22 protein-coding genes are annotated in these 20,735 nt (G+C 31.0%); 16 read left to right on the forward strand and 6 right to left on the reverse strand.

Going from position 1 to position 20,735, the window contains the following annotated elements; all coding sequences use genetic code 11:
• The 11 genes from miaB to AMN84_RS02190 all read left to right on the forward strand — a co-directional run.
• Nucleotides 1-1,158: tRNA (N6-isopentenyl adenosine(37)-C2)-methylthiotransferase MiaB (gene miaB / locus AMN84_RS02140; protein WP_075482970.1), on the forward strand; the 1,158-nt coding region annotated here is incomplete at its 5' end.
• Between the two features lie 2 nt (nt 1,159-1,160).
• Complete coding sequence (locus tag AMN84_RS02145) at nt 1,161-2,159, forward strand: PhoH family protein (RefSeq protein WP_075482972.1); 999 nt, start codon at nt 1,161-1,163, stop codon at nt 2,157-2,159.
• Nucleotides 2,159-2,593, forward strand: a complete 435-nt coding sequence (ybeY, locus tag AMN84_RS02150) for an rRNA maturation RNase YbeY (RefSeq protein WP_075482974.1) — start codon at nt 2,159-2,161, stop codon at nt 2,591-2,593. Before AMN84_RS02145 ends, ybeY begins: the two co-directional genes overlap by 1 nt.
• 2 nt (nt 2,594-2,595) lie before the next feature.
• Complete coding sequence (gene lnt, locus AMN84_RS02155) at nt 2,596-4,122, forward strand: apolipoprotein N-acyltransferase (protein WP_075482976.1); 1,527 nt, start codon at nt 2,596-2,598, stop codon at nt 4,120-4,122.
• Nucleotides 4,119-5,282: a methionine adenosyltransferase gene (gene metK, locus AMN84_RS02160; protein ID WP_075482978.1), complete on the forward strand. Its 1,164-nt coding sequence runs from the start codon at nt 4,119-4,121 to the stop codon at nt 5,280-5,282. Before lnt ends, metK begins: the two co-directional genes overlap by 4 nt.
• 91 nt (nt 5,283-5,373) lie before the next feature.
• Complete coding sequence (nusA, locus tag AMN84_RS02165) at nt 5,374-6,915, forward strand: transcription termination factor NusA (protein WP_075483013.1); 1,542 nt, start codon at nt 5,374-5,376, stop codon at nt 6,913-6,915.
• A gap of 12 nt (nt 6,916-6,927) precedes the next feature.
• Entirely contained in the window at nt 6,928-9,138 is a 2,211-nt protein-coding gene (gene infB / locus AMN84_RS02170) for a translation initiation factor IF-2 (protein ID WP_075482980.1), read from the forward strand.
• A complete protein-coding gene (rbfA, locus tag AMN84_RS02175) occupies nt 9,138-9,503 on the forward strand; it encodes a 30S ribosome-binding factor RbfA (protein WP_075482983.1) in 366 nt (121 codons plus the stop codon). The genes infB and rbfA overlap by 1 nt, the downstream gene beginning before the upstream one ends.
• Nucleotides 9,504-9,510: 7 nt before the next feature.
• Nucleotides 9,511-9,759, forward strand: coding sequence for a 30S ribosomal protein S15 (rpsO, locus tag AMN84_RS02180; protein WP_075482985.1), 249 nt, complete (start codon nt 9,511-9,513; stop codon nt 9,757-9,759).
• Nucleotides 9,760-11,832 (forward strand): polyribonucleotide nucleotidyltransferase, encoded by a 2,073-nt coding sequence (gene pnp, locus AMN84_RS02185; RefSeq protein WP_075482987.1) that lies wholly within the window; start codon nt 9,760-9,762, stop codon nt 11,830-11,832.
• A gap of 36 nt (nt 11,833-11,868) precedes the next feature.
• On the forward strand, nt 11,869-12,648 hold the full coding sequence (locus AMN84_RS02190) for a hypothetical protein (protein ID WP_075482989.1): 780 nt from the start codon (nt 11,869-11,871) through the stop codon (nt 12,646-12,648).
• Nucleotides 12,649-12,664: 16 nt separating this feature from the next.
• Here the strand turns inward: AMN84_RS02190 and AMN84_RS02195 are convergent, their stop codons facing one another.
• The 4 genes from AMN84_RS02195 to fabA form a co-directional block, all read right to left on the reverse strand.
• Nucleotides 12,665-13,528, reverse strand: coding sequence for an FkbM family methyltransferase (locus AMN84_RS02195; RefSeq protein ID WP_075482991.1), 864 nt, complete (start codon nt 13,526-13,528; stop codon nt 12,665-12,667).
• A 153-nt stretch (nt 13,529-13,681) separates the two neighbouring features.
• Nucleotides 13,682-14,467, reverse strand: coding sequence for an enoyl-ACP reductase FabI (locus AMN84_RS02200; protein ID WP_075482994.1), 786 nt, complete (start codon nt 14,465-14,467; stop codon nt 13,682-13,684).
• Nucleotides 14,468-14,469: 2 nt separating this feature from the next.
• The gene (gene fabB / locus AMN84_RS02205) at nt 14,470-15,681 is read right to left on the reverse strand and encodes a beta-ketoacyl-ACP synthase I (RefSeq protein WP_075482996.1); all 1,212 of its coding nucleotides are present in this window, start codon (nt 15,679-15,681) and stop codon (nt 14,470-14,472) included.
• On the reverse strand, nt 15,681-16,181 hold the full coding sequence (gene fabA / locus AMN84_RS02210) for a bifunctional 3-hydroxydecanoyl-ACP dehydratase/trans-2-decenoyl-ACP isomerase (RefSeq protein ID WP_075482998.1): 501 nt from the start codon (nt 16,179-16,181) through the stop codon (nt 15,681-15,683). The genes fabB and fabA overlap by 1 nt, the downstream gene beginning before the upstream one ends.
• A 72-nt stretch (nt 16,182-16,253) precedes the next feature.
• Between fabA and AMN84_RS02215 the strand changes: the two genes are divergently transcribed.
• The 5 genes from AMN84_RS02215 to AMN84_RS02235 all read left to right on the forward strand — a co-directional run bounded on the left by AMN84_RS02215 (nt 16,254) and on the right by AMN84_RS02235 (nt 20,144).
• Nucleotides 16,254-16,670, forward strand: coding sequence for a Fur family transcriptional regulator (locus AMN84_RS02215; protein WP_075483001.1), 417 nt, complete (start codon nt 16,254-16,256; stop codon nt 16,668-16,670).
• Nucleotides 16,671-16,751: 81 nt separating this feature from the next.
• Entirely contained in the window at nt 16,752-18,986 is a 2,235-nt protein-coding gene (gene katG / locus AMN84_RS02220; RefSeq protein ID WP_075483003.1) for a catalase/peroxidase HPI, read from the forward strand.
• A gap of 4 nt (nt 18,987-18,990) precedes the next feature.
• Nucleotides 18,991-19,602 (forward strand): aspartyl/asparaginyl beta-hydroxylase domain-containing protein, encoded by a 612-nt coding sequence (locus tag AMN84_RS02225; protein WP_075483005.1) that lies wholly within the window; start codon nt 18,991-18,993, stop codon nt 19,600-19,602.
• The gene (locus AMN84_RS02230) at nt 19,603-19,845 is read left to right on the forward strand and encodes a DUF2061 domain-containing protein (protein WP_075483007.1); all 243 of its coding nucleotides are present in this window, start codon (nt 19,603-19,605) and stop codon (nt 19,843-19,845) included. It abuts the gene before it with no gap.
• A gap of 119 nt (nt 19,846-19,964) precedes the next feature.
• Complete coding sequence (locus tag AMN84_RS02235; protein WP_075483009.1) at nt 19,965-20,144, forward strand: hypothetical protein; 180 nt, start codon at nt 19,965-19,967, stop codon at nt 20,142-20,144.
• A gap of 6 nt (nt 20,145-20,150) precedes the next feature.
• On the opposite strand, the gene AMN84_RS02240 is transcribed toward AMN84_RS02235, so the two are convergent.
• The gene (locus AMN84_RS02240; RefSeq protein ID WP_075483011.1) at nt 20,151-20,636 is read right to left on the reverse strand and encodes a peroxiredoxin family protein; all 486 of its coding nucleotides are present in this window, start codon (nt 20,634-20,636) and stop codon (nt 20,151-20,153) included.
• Nucleotide 20,637: 1 nt separating this feature from the next.
• The coding region (locus AMN84_RS02245) for an SH3 domain-containing protein (RefSeq protein ID WP_256998146.1) at nt 20,638-20,735 on the reverse strand (98 nt) is incomplete at its 5' end.

A 20,735-nucleotide genomic window follows, 5' to 3' on the forward strand; every position in this document is an offset into this window, starting at 1 on the left:
CACGAAGTCGGTAGGGTTAAAAAAATTTTTAGAAATAAAAAAAAACCACTATTTATTGTTGCGGGTTGTGTTGCTCAAGCAGAAAATGAGGAAATGTTAAAAAGGGAACCTTATATTGATATAGTTATAGGTCCTCAATCCTATCACCAAATAAATTCATTAATCTCAAATTATAAAAAAATTCGGAAAGAACTTACAGAATTTGAAACTGAAGATAAGTTTGATTATTTAGATAAAATTAAGAATACATCTAGTAAAATTTCATCATTTCTCACAATTCAAGAAGGATGTGATAAGTTTTGTAGTTTTTGTGTAGTTCCTTACACACGTGGCTCTGAATACTCAAGACCTTTTGAAAAAATTATTTTAGAAGCACAGGATTTAGTTAAAAGTGGAGCAAAAGAAATAATTTTACTTGGACAAAATGTAAATGCATATTCATTCAAGTGTAAAACAAAAGAATACAGATTGTCAGATTTAATAAATGAGTTAGAAAAGTTTACAGAAATAAAGAGAATTAGGTATACTACGTCACATCCAAGAGACATGACCGATGATTTAATTGACTGTTATTCAAGCTCAAAAAAATTACAACCATTTGTTCATTTACCAATTCAAAGTGGTTCAAACAAAGTTTTAAAATTGATGAACAGGGGCCACAAAGTTGAAAAATATTTTAATATCTATGAAAAACTAAAAAAGATAAATCCAAAAATTGAATTTTCAAGTGATTTCATCATTGGTCACCCAGGAGAAACTGATGCAGATTTTAAGGATACATTAAATTTTTTAAATAAAATTAAATTCATAAATTCCTATTCATTTATATTTAGCCCCAGACCTGGAACACCTGCATCTAATTTAGATTTAATTGATAATGAAGTTGCAAAAGAAAGACTTATAAAAGTTCAAAAAATTCTTTTTCAATATCAATTAAAACACAATGAATCTTTCTTGGGAAAAAAAATTGAAGTACTTGTCGAAAATAAAATGAAAAAGAATCAAATGTATTTTGGCAGAAATGAGTATTTAAATGGTGTGATATTTGATGGAAATGAAAGGCTGGTAGGGAAGAATGTAAAAGTAAAAATTGACAAAGTAAACCAAAACAATTTATTTGGTAAAATAGACACCAACTCAGATATGAAGGCTGCTTAATCTTGAATAATCCTTTATTAAACAAATTAAATAAAGATCTTAAGTTCGTCTATTCCGACAACGATACATTAAGCATCATATTTAATAATAATGAAATATTAATGGGTGTAGTGGGCGAATTTAACAACAACTTAAAGGAATTAGAAAAAATAACAGAGACAAAAATATACTCTAGGGGAAATTCAATATTAGTTAAAAGTACTAACACGAAAAATGAATTAGTCAAAAATGCTATAATTTTCCTTACAGATCAGTTAATTTTAAATGGAACGATTGAAAAAAAAGATATAATTTCCTCAATTAATAAATTTATGATTGACGAAAAAACAGATAAAAAAATTGAATACATTATAAAAACTCCAAAAAAATCAGTTATTCCAAGATCAGAGAAACAAAAAAATTATGTAAGAGCACTCAGAGAGAGTGATATTATTATTTCATGCGGTCCCGCGGGAACAGGAAAAACTTTTTTGGCAGTTGCTGTTGCTTTAACTATGTTGCTGGATAAAAAGATTGAAAGAATAATTTTATCAAGACCAGCGGTAGAGGCGGGTGAAAGATTGGGTTTTCTACCTGGAGATATGAGAGAAAAAGTAGATCCTTATCTAAGACCTTTATATGACTCACTCTATGACTTGTTAGATTTCGAGAAGATTCAAAAAAGAATTGAAATAGGTGATATTGAAATAGCCCCATTAGCATTTATGAGAGGAAGAACACTAAAAAATTCATTTGCAATTTTAGATGAAGCACAAAACGCAACTGATACACAAATCAAAATGTTTTTAACTAGGATTGGAGAGAATTCTAAAATTGTGATTAATGGTGATCCGTCGCAAATTGACTTACCAAATAAATCTCTTTCAGGATTGAATAAGTCGAAAAAACTACTTGGACATTTAAATGAAATTTCCGTAGTAGATTTTGACCACTCAGATGTTGTAAGACACCCATTAGTTTCTAAAATAGTGAAGGCTTACTCTGATCAAAATAAAGATTAATGATTAAAGCTGAAATAGTTGTTGATTCCTTAAAGTGGAGAACAAAAATTAAAAATCCAAATCTTTATTTTAAAAAAAAAATAAAAAAACTTTCCACAATAAAATCGTTCAAAAAAAAAAATTTTCATTTCACATTATTATTAACTAATAAAATCGTCATAAAGAAACTTAATAAAAAATTTCGAAAAAAAAATAAAGAAACTGATGTTTTGTCTTTTCCCATAAGAAGTCATTTTAATGAAAATTACAAAGGAGATATAGCCATTTGCTATGAGATTATAAATTTAAGATCAAAAAAAACTAACTTTAATATTGAATTTGATAAAATGTGGATCCACGGTCTTCTTCACTTACTCGGTTATAATCATACAAAATTAAAAGATTACAAACAAATGTTAAGAAAAGAGCAAGACATTTTAAAAAGAGTAAATTAAAATTGACAAGAAATTATTTCAAGAATATTCCCTTTTATTTATTACCATTTATTTGTGGTTTAATTTCTACATTTAGTTTACCGCCGTACAATTTCTTTTATCTTAATTTCATTTCTTTCCCATTATTACTTTTTTTCTATTTAAGTTTTAAAATTAAAAAAAATTTCTCATCTTTCGTTTATGGATGGATATTTGGTTTTGCGTATTTTATTTCAAATATTTATTGGATTGCAAACTCATTGACTGTAGAAGAAGTATTCAAACCTTTAATTCCATTTGCGATTACAATAATTCCTCTTTTTCTTGGAGTTTTTTATGGAGCATCTTTTCTAATTTTTTCTTATTTTAAACCCAAAAAAAAAATTGAGAGTATTTTCTTATTTGCCTTAGTATTTTCATTCATAGAATATTTTAGGGGTCACGTGCTTGGAGGTTTTCCCTGGAACTTAATCTCTTTTAGTTTAGTTGAAATAAATCAATTTATACAAATCTTGTCATACGTTGGAACATATTCTTTTAACTTGATAGTTCTGACTATTTTTTTGGTACCTGTGGTCATTTTATTTGACGAATCTTCAAGAGCAAAATTATTAACTGTTTTATTTGTAGTAACTTTAATAATATCAAACTTAATTTTTGGTAACTTAATTTTAAATAAACACAATAATACACCAAACAAGCCAATGAAGTTTATTGTAAAAATTATTTCTCCTAAAATTGATTTAAAAAGATTTTTTGATGGTACAGATCCCTCTTTAGTAATAAAAGACTTGGCAGAATTAGGAAATATTGACAATAGAGATGCGGTTTATATTTATCCAGAGGGAATACTTCCCTCAATCAATCTTAACGAAATTCAAAATTACTCTTCAATATTTAAAAATTATTTTCGGAGTAACCATAAAATTATAGTTGGTATCACTAGATATAAAGAAACAGAAATCTTTAATTCAATGGCCCTACTTGATAACGATTTAAAATTGATAAGTGTCTACGATAAGAATAAACTCGTTCCTTTTGGTGAGTACTTGCCGTTTGAAAATTTTTTAAAGAATTATGGTTTTAAAAAAATTACTCAAGGATACCAATCTTTTAGTTCTGCAAGTGAGAGAGATTTAATAAACGTGGACGATACAAAATTCCTTCCTCTTATTTGTTATGAAATAATTTATTCAGGAAGTCTTTTTAAAGACCCTGAAAATTATGATTTTATCATTAATATTTCAGAAGACGGATGGTTTGGAGAGTCGATTGGTATAGATCAACATTTTTTTCATTCTATTTTTAGATCTATAGAAGAGGGAAAAAATATAATCAGATCAGCTAATAATGGGACTTCAGCCTATATTGATAGTAAAGGACAAATTATAAAAAAGATTGAATCAACTCAAAAGGGAGTAATAGAAATTGATTCTTATAAAAAAGGATCAAAAACAATCTTTAGTTCTTATGGAAATAAGATTTTCTTTTATTTCCTTATTTTTTATATTACGGTTATTTTTTTATTAAAAAAAAGGGAGAGACAATGAAAAAAAATTATTTATTTACCAGTGAATCCGTCTCCGAAGGTCATCCAGACAAAGTTTGCGATAGAATCTCTGACATGGTTGTAGATACGTATTTAGGTGCTGAGCCTCAGTCAAGAGTAGCCTGTGAGACTTTGACAACAACAAATAAGGTAGTACTTGCAGGAGAAGTTAGAGGTCCAGAAATTAAAAAGAATGATTTGATAGAAAAAGTAAGACACTGCATTAAAGATATTGGATATGATCAGGATGGTTTTACATGGAAAGAAGCAACTAAAATTGAAAGCCATCTTCACGCTCAATCAGCAGACATAGCAATGGGTGTTGACTCATCTGGCAATAAAGATGAGGGAGCTGGGGATCAAGGGATTATGTTTGGCTATGCATGTAATGAAACAGATGTTTTAATGCCTGCACCTATTCATTATTCTCACAAGATTTTAAGATTGATGGCCGCAGATAGAAAATCTGGAAAATTAAAAAATATTGAGCCAGACTCTAAAAGCCAGATAACCATTGAATATAAAGATGGCAAACCTACAAATGTTAAGTCTGTAGTCATATCTACCCAACATTCTGCAGATGTTGATCAAGCTCAAGTTAGAAAGTTAGTAATGCCATACATTGAAAAATCTATACCAAAAAATCTTCTTAATAATTTAGATGAAAAGGAAATTTATATAAATCCAACAGGAAATTTTGTAATTGGAGGACCCGATGGTGATAGCGGCTTAACAGGAAGAAAAATAATTGTTGACACGTATGGTGGGGCAGCTCCCCATGGTGGAGGTGCTTTTTCAGGAAAAGATCCAACAAAAGTTGATAGAAGTGCAGCATATGCTTCAAGGTATTTAGCAAAAAATGTTGTTGCGTCCAAGATTGCAGATAAATGTTTAATACAACTTGCTTATGCAATTGGTGTTTCAAAACCATTATCAATCTACGTTGATTTATTTGATAATGATGAGGAAAAGAATAAACACGTTGAAGATTTAATAAGTAAGAATTTTGACCTTAGTCCAAGAGGTATAAGAGAGATGTTAGGTTTGAATAAACCAATCTATGAAAAATCGGCAGCTTATGGGCATTTTGGTAGAGAACCTGAAAAAGATGGTTCTTTTTCTTGGGAAAAAACAGACAAATCTTCAATATTTTCTAAGTAAGAGTTGAAAAAATAGAAAAAAAAAACTATATATTTCCTAACATTGTTGAAATTTCAAAATGGGCTTCGGCCCATTTTTTTTTGGAGAAAAAATGCTTAATAAAAGAGCTGACAAATTAGAATTACTTAGAATTGCTGAAGCAGTTGCTTTAGAAAAATCTATTGACAAAGATTTAATAATAAATTCCATGGAAACAGGAATAGCTAAAGCGGCAAAGTCAAAATTTGGAAATGATAACGAAATAAAGGTTTCTATTAATAGAGATAGTGGTGATATTGAACTCTTTAGAAAACTAATTGTTGTTGAAATACCAGAAAACACTAACACTGAGATAAGTGTAAAAGATGCCAAAAAATATGGTGAAAAAAAAATTGGAGATGAAGTTTTACAGCCACTACCATCATTTGATTTCGGGAGAATTGCTGCACAAACCGCAAAACAAGTAATAAGTTTTAACGTTAGAGAAGCAGAAAGAGAAAGACAATTTAATGATTTTATAGACAAAAAAGATAGTATTTTAAGTGGAATTGTAAAACGCTTGGAATTTGGGAATGTTATTGTTGACCTTGGAAGAACAGAGGCAATAATTCAAAAAAATGAAATGATACCAAGAGAAAATATCAAGGCGGGAGATAGAGTAAAAGCTTATTGTTATGATGTAAGACGTGAGCAAAGGGGACAACAAATCTTCCTTTCAAGAGCACATCCAAAGTTTATGGAAAAACTGTTTATACAAGAAGTGCCTGAGATTTATGATGGTCTTATTGAAATTAAATCATCAGCCAGAGATCCTGGGAGTAGAGCTAAGATTTGTGTTCAAGCTGTAGATACGTCACTTGATCCTGTTGGAGCTTGTGTAGGAATGAGAGGGAGCAGAGTCCAAGCGGTTGTTAATGAACTTCAAGGTGAAAAAATTGATATTGTTAATTGGTCAGAAGATCCTGCCTTAGTTGTGTCAAACGCATTATCTCCAGCAGAAGTTCAAAAAGTAATAGTGGATTCAGAACAGAAAAAAATGGACGTTATTTTGACAGAAGAAAATTTGAGTAAGGCTATTGGTAGAAGAGGACAAAATGTAAGACTTGCAACAAAGCTTTTGAACTACGAAATAAATATTATGACTGATAAAGAAGAATCTGAAAGGAGACAAATAGAATTTAAAGAAAAAACAGATAATTTAATGAAAAATCTTGAAGTAGATGAAACATTGGGACAGTTGCTTGTAGCGGAGGGTTTTTCAACAATTGAGGAAATAAAAGATTGCGATATAGATAATTTAGCTAAGATCGAGGGTATTGAGGAAGAAACAGCCAAAGAATTAGTTCAGCGAGCAAAAGAATTCTTCAAAAAAGATCAAGAAGAAATTCAACGAAAGATTAAAGATTTAGGAATTCAAGTTGATTTAACAAAACACGAAGGACTTACCCCAGGAATGTTGTTAACCCTTGGAGAACAAAAAATTTTATCTTTAAATGATTTTGCAGACCTAGCTTCAGATGAATTAATAGGTGGTTATGATATTATCAAAGGAGAGAGAATAAAAATCAAAGGTTATTTAGAGGACTTTGCTCTTTCTAAAAAAGAGGCAGATGATTTAATCATGACAGCACGAAACAAAGTTTATAAAAACTAGAAATGAGAGAAGATGGAAACAAAAAAAACAAAATTAACCATTTCAGGAAAGCCCAGAAAAAACTTATATGATAATCGGGGACTAACAAACGATAGAAAAAAGAAGGCTGTTACAGAGAAGAAATTCTCTAAACCATTTAGTAAATACAATCCTGGATCTTCGAAGTTTCCAAAAAAATCTTTTTCAGGCAAGCCGTCATTCCCTCACAAAACAGCAAAAACATCTTTTCCCTCAAAAATAAGTGATTATGAAAGAAGAAAACTTGCAGAACAAAGAGCGACTAAAAAAATTAATAATGATACCAAAGATAAAGATAATAAGAATAAATTTTCAACTAAAAAAAGAGAGCTTAAATTAACTGTGTCCCGAGCATTGAGTGAAGATATAGAATTTAGGTCACGAAGTTTAGCTTCTATTAAGAGAGCGAGAGAAAAAGAACTTAGAGAAAATAAAAATTTGAATAATGACGAAAATTCAAAAAATGTGAAAAGAGAAGTCAGTATACCAGAACTTATAACAATAAGAGATCTAGCAAACAGAATGGCAGAACAGTCATCTAGTATTATAAAACATTTAATGGGAATGGGTGTTACTGTAACAATAAATCATACTATCGACTCTGATACTGCTGAGTACCTAGTTAAAGAATTTGGACATATTCCTTTAATGGAAAAAAAAGCAGAGGAAATAGTTAGCAAAATAAAACAGACAAAATCTGAAAACCTTCAAAATCGACCTCCAATTATAACTGTTATGGGTCATGTAGATCATGGAAAAACCTCTGTCTTAGATGTATTAAGAAAAACGAATGTTGTCTCAGGAGAACATGGCGGAATAACTCAGCATGTTGGCGCATATCAAATAATTCATAACAATGAAAAAATTACTTTTATTGATACGCCTGGTCATGCTGCATTTACAGAAATGAGGGCAAGAGGTTCGAAGTTAACTGATATTGTTGTTTTAGTTGTTGCCGCAAATGATGGAGTGAAACCCCAGACTATTGAGTCAATCAAACATGCTAAAGCTGCAAAGGTCCCAATCGTTGTCGCAATCAATAAATGTGATCTACCAGATGCTGACCCGAAAAAGGTAAAAAACCAGTTACTCGAATATGAGTTAATTTCTGAAGATTTGTCAGGAGATACTCTTATGGTAGAAATTTCAGCAAAAACAAAAAAGAATATTGATAAACTTTTAGAGACCATAACCTTGCAAGCTGAACTTTTAGATTTGAAAACAGATTACGACAACAAGGCTACAGGTATTGTTTTAGAATCAAAAATCGATATCGGGAGAGGTCCAATTGCAAATATAATTGTAACATCTGGAAAATTAAAAAAAGGAGACCATTTTGTATGTGGACCACAATGGGGGAAAGTAAGAGCAATAATTGATGATAACGGAAAGTCTGTCGACGAAGCATTACCATCAACTCCCGTAGAAATATTAGGCATAAGTGGAGCCTCAAAATCTGGAGACGATTTTCTAGTTTTGGACACAGATAAAGAGGCTAAAGTTTTAAGTGAAGCAAGAATAAATGAAGCACAATCGAAAAAGGGTCAAGTATCTCTTATAACCCAAGACTCTGCTTTTAAAGACCAAACTAGTGAAGAGTTGAATATTATTATAAAATCAGATGTTCATGGTTCATCTGAAGCGATAAAAAATGCAGTCAATTTGATAAAACATGATGAGGTAAAACCAAAAATAATTTTATCAGATGTTGGAATGGTTACTGAAACAGACGTTAATTTAGCAAAAGCTTCAAATGCTGTTTTAATTGCTTTTAATGTAAAGCCTAGTAAAGAAGCAAAAAAAATCGCTGAGCAAAGCGCAGTAAAGATATCTTCATTTAATATTATCTATGAATTAATTGACTTCGTGAAAATCAAGATGTCAGGTCTATTATCACCCGATGTAGAAGAAAGTATAACTGGTTCTGCTGAAATTTTAGAGATTTTTAAAGTATCAAAAGTTGGTAAAGTTGCTGGTTCAAAAGTAACCATGGGTGAAATAAGTCAAGATTCTCTAGCAAGAGTTATTAGAGATGGAACGGTTGTTTTTACGGGAAAAATAGGATCAATTTTTAGGGAAAAAAATCAAACAAAACAAGTTACAGAGGGCCTTGAATGTGGGATAACCCTTAAAAATTTTAATGATTTTCAAAAGAGAGATATTATTGAAGCGTACAACTCAAAAACAACAGAGAGATCAGTATAATGGGGAAATTAGGGAAACCAGTGACTCAAAGACAGCTAAGAGTTGGTGAAATGATTAAGCAAGCTTTAAGTATGATATTTTTAAAGGATGAAGCAAAACTTCCAAATGTGCAAACCAAAGGAATTACAGTAACTGAAGTTAGAATGAGCCCAGATCTTAAAACTGCAAAAACTTTTGTTTTACCTCTTGGTGGAATAAATTCCGATGAAACCGTAGAAAGTCTTAAGGAATTTTCTTTTGTAATAAGAAAGACTTTATCAAAAAAAATTAATATGAAGTTTTTACCAAAACTTCTATTTGTTAAAGATGAGTCTTTCGACTATGCTGAGAAAATTGAGAATTTAATTAAACAAACAAATAAATAGGAATAAAATGAACAAAAAATTAAAAGAAGTTGCTTTACATGAAAAGGATACCGGATCATCAGAAGCGCAAATTGCTTTTCTAACTGATAAAATAGAAAATTTGTCAGCTCACATGAAGAAATTTAAAAAAGATAAACACTCATCTGTGGGACTATTAAAAGCAGTCAATAGAAGAAAGAAGTTATTAGACTATCTTAAGAAAAATAAATCTGATGCTTATAAAAATATATTAACCAAATTAAATTTAAGGAAATAAATGTTTAAAGTTTTTAAAAAAGAAATAGATTTAGGGGGAAAGAAAGTCACCCTTGAAACAGGAAAGGTTGCACGTCAAGCAGATGGAGCAATAATTGCTACTTGTGGTGAGACTGTAGTTTTGGCGACAGCCGTAGGTGCGAAAAAAGTTAATCCAGATGTGGATTACTTCCCTTTATCCGTAAATTATCAAGAAAAATATTATGCTGCAGGTAAAATACCTGGAGGATATTTTAAAAGGGAAGCAAGACCTACAGAGAGCGAAACTCTTATCTCTAGATTAATTGACAGACCAATAAGACCTTTGTTTCCAGATGAATTCAAAAATGAAGTACAAGTATTACCTACAGTTATTTCTTATGATAAAGAAAATGAAGCTGATATTTTATCAATCATTGCCTCATCAGCCGCTCTTGCAATTTCTGGAATGCCTTTTATGGGTCCTGTTGGTGCATCTAGAGTTGGTTTTATCGAGGGAAAATATGTTTTAAATCCATCCAAAACAGAACTAGAAAATTCAAAGTTAGATTTAGTCGTAGCAGGCACAAAAGATGCTGTTCTAATGGTAGAGTCAGAGGCTAGTGGATTAACAGAACAACAAATGTTAGATGCAGTAAAATTTGGTCATGAAGGATTTGTGCCTGTAATCAAAATGATCGAGGACCTAGCTAAGGAATGTAAAAAACCTGACTGGGTTGTTGAGAAAAAAGATTTGTCATCTGTAAAGAAAAAACTTGAAGGCGAATTTACTAAGGACTTGAAAAAAGCCTTCTCAATTAAAGACAAACAAGAGAGATCAAATTTAATATCTGAGGTTACAGAGAAAGCAAAAAAACTTTATGAAGAGGATGAAAACTTTACAGAGTTAGATGTTATGCACGAGCTTAAAGATATTGAAAAAGGAATTGTAAGAACTGATATTTTAAAAAATAAAAACAGAATTGATGGAAGAGGACTTGCAGATGTGAGGCCAATAATGTGTGAGGTTGGAATACTTCCAAGAGTTCATGGATCTGCATTATTTACCAGAGGAGAAACACAAGCTATTGTCACAACAACTTTAGGAACTTCAGATGATGAACAAAGAATTGAAAGTTTAGATGGTCTTAAAAGAGAAAGATTCATGCTTCACTATAATTTCCCCCCATTTTCAGTTGGAGAAACAGGAAGAATTGGAACTGGAAGAAGAGAAATAGGCCATGGAAAATTAGCATGGAGAGCTATCAATTCTTCATTACCCTCTAAAGAAAACTTTCCATATACTTTTAGAATAGTTTCTGAAATTACCGAGTCGAATGGATCCTCTTCAATGGCAACAGTTTGTGGTTCATCTCTAGCTTTAATGGATGCAGGAGTTCCAATTAAGGAACCTGTTGCTGGGATAGCCATGGGACTTATAAAAGAAGGAGACGATTTTAGCGTACTTTCAGATATTCTTGGAGATGAAGATCATTTGGGTGATATGGACTTTAAAGTGGCAGGAACTAAAGATGGAATTACTTCTCTTCAAATGGATATAAAAATTACAGGTATTACTTTTGAAATTATGGAGCAAGCATTAAACCAGGCTAAAGATGGTAGAGTTCATATTTTAGGAGAGATGAATAAAGCTTTAGCAAAATCAAGAAGTGGTGTTGGTAAACACACTCCAAAAATGGAAAAAATAACAGTTGATAAAAAAGATATAGCAACTGTTATTGGTAAGGGCGGAGCCACAATTAGAGAAATTGTTGAAAAATCTGGAGCAAAAGTAGATGTCAATGATGAAGGAGTAGTCACAGTAGCAGCACCGGATGAAGATTCTAGAAACATAGCTATGCAAATGATAAAAGACTTAACAGCAAAAGCTGAACTTAACAAAATTTATAATGGTAAAGTTATGAAGATTATGGAATTCGGAGCCTTTGTAAATTTCTTAGGAAAACAAGATGGTCTTGTGCATATTTCAGAGCTTGCAGACAAAAGGGTGGCTAAAGTAACAGATGTTGTAAAAGAAGGTGACGAAGTAAAAGTAAAAGTTATTGGTTTTGACAGAGGAAAGGTCAAACTGTCAATCAAACAAGCGGTTGCCTAAAATTTAGTTAAACAGATTATTTTTTAAAAAATCTAAATGCAAATATACTTACCAGATGAATTAAATAAGTATGATAAAATTGTTTATGAGCCTTTTTGCATATTTGAGAAAAATAATTTTTTAGAAAATTCACTTTACCAAAAATTAAAAGAAAATTTCCCGGAGGAAAAAGAGTTTGTAGGTATTCACAAAAATGGAAAAAAAATCTTTCTAAACAACAAGCAAGATGAATTTTATAAATTTATAAAAAATAATATTTGGGGTGAATTTTATAATCAATTTAATAGTAAGGATTTACTAAATTCTTTAATTCAAGTAATTAAACCAGAGTTAAAAAAAATTAAAGACAGATCTAATTTTAAGAATTATTATTTTAATAAAAGACATTCAATAAGTTTTTACAATAAATTTTATAAAAAAATTCTTAAATTAATAAATTATAACTCAATAAGATTAGGATTTGAGTTTTCAATTATCAAGAAGGATTGTTTTATTCCACCCCATTGTGACACAGAAAACAAATTATTATCTCTGATGATATATTTCCCACTCAATGAATCATATGAGAATTTGGGAACAAATTTTTACTCTAAAAAAGAAGACTCAAAATTAAACCTTGATACTTGGGAAAGTAAATATCTAGAAAAAGAAAATTTTAAAGAGTTTTATGACAATTATGAAATATTTTATAAATCAAAATTTGAAGAAAATAAGCTTGTAGGATTTATTAAAAACGATAAATCTTGGCATGATGTTTCAGAATTTCAAAAAAATCTAACAAGAAAATCTCTAAACATAAATCTTTATATTGAATAATAAAAAAAGTTAAAAATTACCTAACAAATACATAATTATAAGTTTTATTAAATTTGCTATCCTTTGAAAAATTATTTTCATTATTTTTTTTGTGGAGAATTTTAAAGTTGTTTTCTTTCATAATCTTTAAAACCTCTTCATATTGTTCAACAAAATTTTCGTTTATTTCTATAGATAAACTTTTGATTTTCTCACTTTTAAGATACTTGTTACTTCCCTTTAAAATTAAATGTTCAATTCCATCTACATCGATTTTAATATAATCGGGTATTTCCAAAATTTGGTTTTCTATAAGATAATTTACTGATGTGCCTAATAAGTTATATTTCATTTCAGGTTCAAACTTTTTACCTTCAAAATCAAAATCTACCCCAAAAGAGTTCATCGCACCACCTTCAACAAATTCCCTCTCTTTCATAATTTGAAAATCTTTATCTGTTGACGTTAGAGGCATTGAAATAACTTTTATTTTGTTTTCTAAATTGTTAATTGATATATTTCTAGTTAAAACTCTTAAATTTGAACTTGAAGGTTCAAATGCGTAAGTAATGGATGATTTATTTTTTAATGCATTATAAATTGAGTATAAACCAATATTGGCTCCAATATCCCAAAATATCAAGTCATCTTTCTTTTCAAAATTGTCAATCCATTCCAAAGTTTCTGGTTCTTTGCTAAAATATTTTTTTACTCTCCAATCTATGAGATTATTTGGAGTAAAAAATTTAATGTTTTCATTTAGAATTAAAACTTTTTGGTATGAGTCGTTTTCAAAAAAGTATCTAAACCATGTCAAAAATCTTTTTTTAGTAATTATAAAAAAAAATTTATCTGCATAAAAAATCGTTTTATAAATAAAATATGAAAAAATTCTAATCACTAAGATTGATGATAATTTTAAAAAATATTAAAATCCACCCCTCCAATTATTTTTGTCATTGAAATGATCTTTTTCATTTTTGGAAGTTGGTCTGAATAAATACATCAAAACAACTAGTAAAACAAAAATTGATAGAAGTATTTCTACCATAATTTATGACATATTTTTTGGATCAGGCATTCCGACTTTATTATAACCAGCGTCCACATAATGAATTTCACCAGTCACACCCCCACCAAGATCACTTAATAAATATAAGGCTGAATTTCCTACATCATGAATATCAACGTTTCTTTTCAAAAAAGAATGATCTTCATTCCACTTGTATAGGAACTTTGCATCACCAATTGCAGATGCAGCGAGTGTTTTAATCGGACCAGCACTAATTGCATTAACCCTTATTTTCTTTGAACCTAAATCTCTTGCAAGATATTTTACACTAGCCTCTAATGCAGATTTACAAACACCCATAACATTGTAATTTGGAATTGCCTTCGTAGACTCATAGGTTAAAGTAAGCATACTTCCCCCATCTTTCATTATTTTAGAGGCTTCCTTTGCAACTTCTGTAAATGAAAAACATGAAATTAACATACTTCTTAAAAAATTCTCTCTTGTTGTGTTGAGATACTCACCTGATAATTCTGATTTATCAGAAAATGCTACTGCATGAACAACAAAATCAATTTGACCCCATTGTTTTTTTATATCTTCAAATAATTTTACTACTTCTTCTTTTTTTTCAACATCGCAACTAAATGTAACTTTAGAATTTAATTTTTCTGCTAAAGGTATAACTCTTTTTTTAAGAGCATCCCCAAGGTATGTGAATGCTAATTCCGCGCCTGCTTCTGCTAATTTTTGTGAAATTCCCCACGCAATAGATCTTTCATTTGCAACACCCATAATCAGCCCTTTTTTTCCTTTCATTAGATCCATAATTAAACCTTTTCAAAAACTAGTGTTGCGTTAGTTCCACCAAAACCAAAACTATTGGACATTACAGAGTTTAAATTAACATCTTTTTCAACTTTGGTAACTATCGGATATTTTTTAGCCTCATCATCCATATCAGTAATATTTGCAGACGCAGCTATAAAACTATTTTTCATCATTATTAAACTGTAAATTGCTTCATGAACTGAAGTGGCCCCCAATGAGTGACCAGCCAATGATTTTGTGGAACTAATTTTTGGTTTATAATCTTTAAAAGTTTCACCAACAGCTTTTAGTTCAGTAATATCACCAACAGGCGTAGATGTTCCATGTGTATTTATGTAATCAATTTTATTTTTTGCAGTGCTTAAAGCCATTTTCATACATCTAACAGCTCCCTCACCAGATGGTGCAACCATATCATAACCATCAGAGGTAGCTCCATAACCAGTTAATTCTGCATAAATTCTTGCTCCTCTTGCTTTTGCATGTTCATATTCCTCTAAAACTAATACTCCGCCACCACCAGCTATTACAAACCCATCTCTAGTTTTGTCATAAGGTCTCGAAGCCTTTTCTGGTGTGTCATTATACTTTGAAGATAACGCAGTCATTGCATCAAACATAGCGGTCATAGCAAAATGAACTTCGTCACTTCCACCAGCAAAAATAATTTTTTGTTTACCTAACTGAATTAATTCCATCGCATTACCGATACAGTGTCCGCTAGTTGCACATGCTGAACTTATAGTATAATTAACGCCTTTAATTTTAAATGGAACTGCCAACGTTGCAGAAGCAGTGCTTGACATAGTTCTTGGCACTACAAATGGGCCCATTCTCTTCGGACTTTTTGCTCTAGTTTTGTCAGCTGCTAAAATTACATTTTCAATTGATGGTCCTCCTGAACCCATTATCATTCCTGTTGATATATTGCTTACATCTTTATCTTCTAAACCAGAGTCTTTAACTGCCTCTGCCATTGATATATAATTATAAGCTGAGCCAGGTCCCATAAACCTTATAAATTTTCTATCAACGTGGTCTTCAAGATTAATTTTTGGTTTTCCATGTATGTGGCTTTTTAGATTGTACTCCTTGTATTCATCAGAAAAAGAAATTCCTGATTTAGAATTTAATAGAGACTGATAGACTTCATCTTGATTGTTTCCTAAACAAGAAACTACTCCAATTCCAGTTACAACAACTCTTTTCATTATTTGAATAAACCTACTTTTAAATTTTCTGTTGTATAAATTTGTTTTCCATCAGCTAATAGTATACCATTAGCCAAACCAACAGTTGCTCCTTCTTTTTTAAGAATTTTTTTCATATTTATTTCATAAATTGCTTTTTTAACATTTTTTAGAACTTCGCCAGTAAACTTTACGGTGTTTACTCCCAAAGCCCTTCCTCTTCCTGGATTTCCAAGCCAACCTAAATAAAATCCAACTAACTGCCACATCGCATCTAAACCTAAGCACCCTGGCATCACCGGATCTTTTTTAAAGTGACAATCAAAAAACCAAAGACTATCTTTAATGTCTAGTTCAGCAATTATTAATCCTTTACTAAACGTTCCCTTATTCTCGCTAATTTCAGTGATCCTGTCAAACATTAGCATAGGTGGTAAGGGAAGTTTTGCGTTACCTGGTCCAAAAAGATCTCCATTTCCGCAACTAATTAAATCCTCATATGTGTATGAGTTTTTTTTCATTTTTTGATAACCTTAATACTTGATTTAAACTAAATATAATATAGGTTTAGTTTAGAATTATTATAAATAACAATGCTTAATAATAGCCATTATATTGATAAATTAAGAAGCTCTGGCTTAAGACCTACCAAACAAAGAATTAAAATTTGTGAAATCTTATTTAATACTGAAAAGACTTTTCATTTTACAATAAATGATTTGGTTAAAAAAATTAGTAAAGCAACAAACGATAAAATTTCTTTAGCAACAGTTTACAACACGGTCCATGCTTTTAAAAAGAAAGGTTACTTAAAAGAAATACCGATAAATTCTGATCAAAGCTATTTTGATACCAATACGTCGCATCACCACCACTTTTATGATGAAAATCAAAAAGACTTAATAGACATAGATGATGCAGATGTAGAGCCAGTTAAAATCAATACAAGAATTCCTGGCAAAAAAATTAAGTCTGTTGAAGTCTTAGTAAAAGTCGAAGACGCAGAATAATAATCAAAATTCTACATTATAATAGTTCTAAATTGTTGACAAATTTATTTAGAATAATTATAAATTAATAAAGGAGATTGAATGAGCACTGAATTTAAAGACGGAAACTTCAAATCAAATGAATTAAGCAAATGTCCATTTACTGGGGCAGGTACATCAGCAAAATTTTCAGCTGGAAGAGGTCAAACAAACAGAGACTTTTGGCCAAATAGTTTAAACTTAAAAATATTAAGTCAACACTCCAATTTGACTAATCCCATGGATAAGAAGTTTAACTATTCAAAAGAATTCAAAAAATTAAATTACAAAGCACTTAAAAAAGATCTTAAAAAATTAATGACAGACTCTCAAGAATGGTGGCCAGCAGATTATGGTCATTATGGACCATTCTTTATCAGACTAGCTTGGCATGCTGCTGGAACTTACAGAACAGGCGATGGAAGAGGTGGTGCTGGAACAGGCAATCAACGTTTTGCACCTCTTAATGCTTGGCCGGATAATGTAAATTTAGATAAAGCAAGATTATTATTATGGCCAATCAAACAAAAATATGGAAAACAAATTTCATGGGCTGACTTATTTATTTTGGTTGGAAACGTTGCTTTAGAGTCAATGGGATTTAAAACTTTTGGTTTTGGAGCAGGAAGAGTTGATATTTGGGAGCCAGAGGATGATATCTACTGGGGATCCGAGAAAGAAATGTTAGGTGTAGAAAGATATAGTGGAAAAAGAGATTTAGAACAACCACTTGGAGCTTCTCACATGGGATTAATATATGTAAATCCACAAGGACCAGATGCAAATCCTGATCCATTACTTGCTGCTCATGATATTAGAGAAACTTTTGGAAGAATGGCGATGAATGACTATGAAACTGTTGCTTTAGTTGCTGGAGGTCATACATTCGGAAAATCACATGGAGCTGCATCAGAGTCACACAAAGGTCCGGACCCAGAGGCATCAAGAATTCAAGATCAAGCAACTGGTTGGAATAGTAATTACAAATCAGGAAAAGGCGTTGATACTATAAGTAGTGGAATTGAAGGCGCTTGGACTCAGTCCCCGATTAAATGGGATATGGGTTATTTTGATTGTTTGTTCAATCACGAATGGGAACTTACAAAAAGTCCTGCAGGAGCTCATCAATGGACACCTAAACAGAATGGCCAAAAAATTAAGATGGTTCCTGACGCACATGACAAAAACAAAATGCATCCACCAATGATGCAAACAACTGACCTTTCACTAAGAATGGACCCGTCATATGGACCGATTTCAAAACACTTCTTTAACAATCCCGAAGAATTTGCAGATGCGTTTGCAAGAGCATGGTTTAAATTAACTCATAGAGATATGGGTCCAAGAGCATGTTATTTAGGCAGCGAAGTTCCAAAAGAAGAATTAATTTGGCAAGATCCTGTAAAAAAACCAAAATACAAACTAAAAGCAAAAGATATAAAAGATCTAGCATCTCAAATATCAAAATCAAAACTATCAGTATCTGAATTAGTAAGTACCGCATGGGCATCTGCTTCAACTTATAGAGGTTCTGATAAAAGAGGTGGAGCAAATGGTGCTAGAATAAGATTAGAACCACAAATTAACTGGGAAGTTAATAACAATGGTAAGACAATAAAAGTAATTAGTGCACTTGAAAAAATCCAAAACAAATTCAACACTAAGAAAAAATCAGTTTCATTAGCAGATTTAATAGTGCTTGGTGGAAACGTTGGAATAGAGATGGCTGCTAAAAAGGCCGGTAAGAAAATTGAAGTTCCATTTTCTCCAGGAAGAGGCGATGCTACTCAAGAGCAAACCGATGTTCACTCTTTTGGTTTATTGGAACCACAAGCTGATGGATTTAGAAACTACAATAAGGATGAAAAAACTAAAGTTTCGGCCGAGGAAAAATTAATTGATAAATCTCAGCTAATGGGTCTTACAGCACCAGAGATGACTGTTTTGATAGGCGGAATGAGAGTACTTGATACAAACTTTGATAACTCTAAAAATGGTGTTTTCACAAAAAAACCTGGAACATTAACTAATGACTATTTCGTAAATCTTTTAGATATGAATACTACTTGGAAAGAAACTGACAGTTCAGAACAGTTATTTGAAGGTAAAGACAGGAAAACAAATAAAGTTAAATGGCATGGCACAAGAGTAGACTTGATATTTGGCTCAAATTCTCAATTGAGAGCATTAGCAGAAGTTTATGCATGCAACGATTCATCTGATAAATTTATCAATGATTTTGTTTCAGCATGGACAAAAGTCATGAATTCTGACAGATTTGATCTTAAATTAAATTAATAAAATGGAAACTGCAGTTAACACATCTAAGGTATCTTTTGAGGACTTTTATGAGGTCCCTGATCTCAAATTTGACATAAATAGATTAAGGAAAGACTTAAAATTAATTTTAAAAGATAAAAAATTTAATACACCTGGTGTTACACATTTTGGTGCTATCCCACTTAATCAGATACCAAACGATATGGACTCGATTAATGGAAGTAAAATTAGAGGTAAGTACTGGACTATTGCAGATGAAAGTGGAAAAGAGGTTTCAAGAGACGTTGATATAGATGAGTCAAAATATACGCAACTTTTACCAGAGTTTGAAAAAACTTATTTCAAAGAAGTTTATGAAACTTTAAGTAAAAAATTTAAGCTTGGAAGAGTAAGACTTTTGCTAAAGGAACCAAGGTCAACTCTCAGCTGGCATAAAGACCCTGAATGTAGATTACACGTACCAATAGTTACCAATCAAGGGTGTTCTATGGTAATTGAGAACGTTGCAAAACATTTACCAGCTGATGGAAAAGTTTGGATAACAAACAATACCAAATATCATAATTTTTTTAATGGAGGAGAACAATCTAGAATACATTTAGTAGCATGTGTTTTAGAAAGTCCTTTTAAATAAATGGTTGAAGTTACAAAAGGTATATTTGAAGCAAGTAAAGAAATATACAGCAATAACAGAGGCTCAATATTAAGAACGATCGTTTATACGATTGGCCATTTTGCAATAGCAATTACAGTTTTAATGTTAGTTGCAGATGTTTCTTTTATGATTGCTCTCACTGACGCTATAGTTGAACCTATCGCAAACTCTGTTTGGTATTTTGTTTTAGATAAATGGTGGGCTAGCAAATCAAAAAAATAATCATTGAGAATGATTATTATTCAAATCAAATAATCCCATAAAAAAAATTTTTTTTGCAAACAATTATCATTATCACAATATTTTCTTGAAAATATTTCTACACCAACTATTTTTGTTTTATGGAATTACAAAACTATAACTGTAAAAAATGTGGACTAACAATTTCTTCTACATGCTCTAAGTGTGATAGAAAAGTTGATGTAAAAGTTCTAGATGATGGATGCATAGTTCAATTAACTAAATGTGCTGATTGTGCTAATGTGCCGGTTATCAAAGACGTTTGTTCACAACAAAAATAAAAACCTCTAAAGCTTAGATAAAACGTTATCTGCAGCTGATAGGTCACAGATTCCTGTTTCCTTTTCTATGGCTACGTATTTTATAACTTTATTTTCAATAATCATCGTATAACGACTGGATCTCATACCCAAACCTTTTGCATCCTTGTTTACTAATACTCCTAATTTGTTGGCAAAATCTCCAAAAGGATCTGCTAACATTATTATCTCATTCTCAACTTTTGAAACTTTGGCCCAAGCATCCATAACATATGGGTCATTTACACTGATACAAAAAACTTTATCAACACCTTTGGATCTGATCTTATCAATGTTGTCTTTATAATTTGGTAAGTGCTTATTTGAGCACACAGATGTAAATGCTCCAGGCATTCCCAATAGAATTGATTTATTATCTTTAAAAAAGTGGTTTATTTGAAATTTTTTTGGATTTCCATCAATTAATTGGAAAACTTCACTATCAGGAATTTGATCATTAATTTTATATTTCATTTTAATTTAACCCCCAAAGACTCTCTTTTAAAACCCATCCTTTATATTCTCCAGTTTCAACTTTACACCAATTTAAATTACACTTTTTTTTATTTAAAA

This window comes from Candidatus Pelagibacter communis (assembly GCF_001180105.1).
Lineage (GTDB): Bacteria > Pseudomonadota > Alphaproteobacteria > Pelagibacterales > Pelagibacteraceae > Pelagibacter > Pelagibacter ubique_K.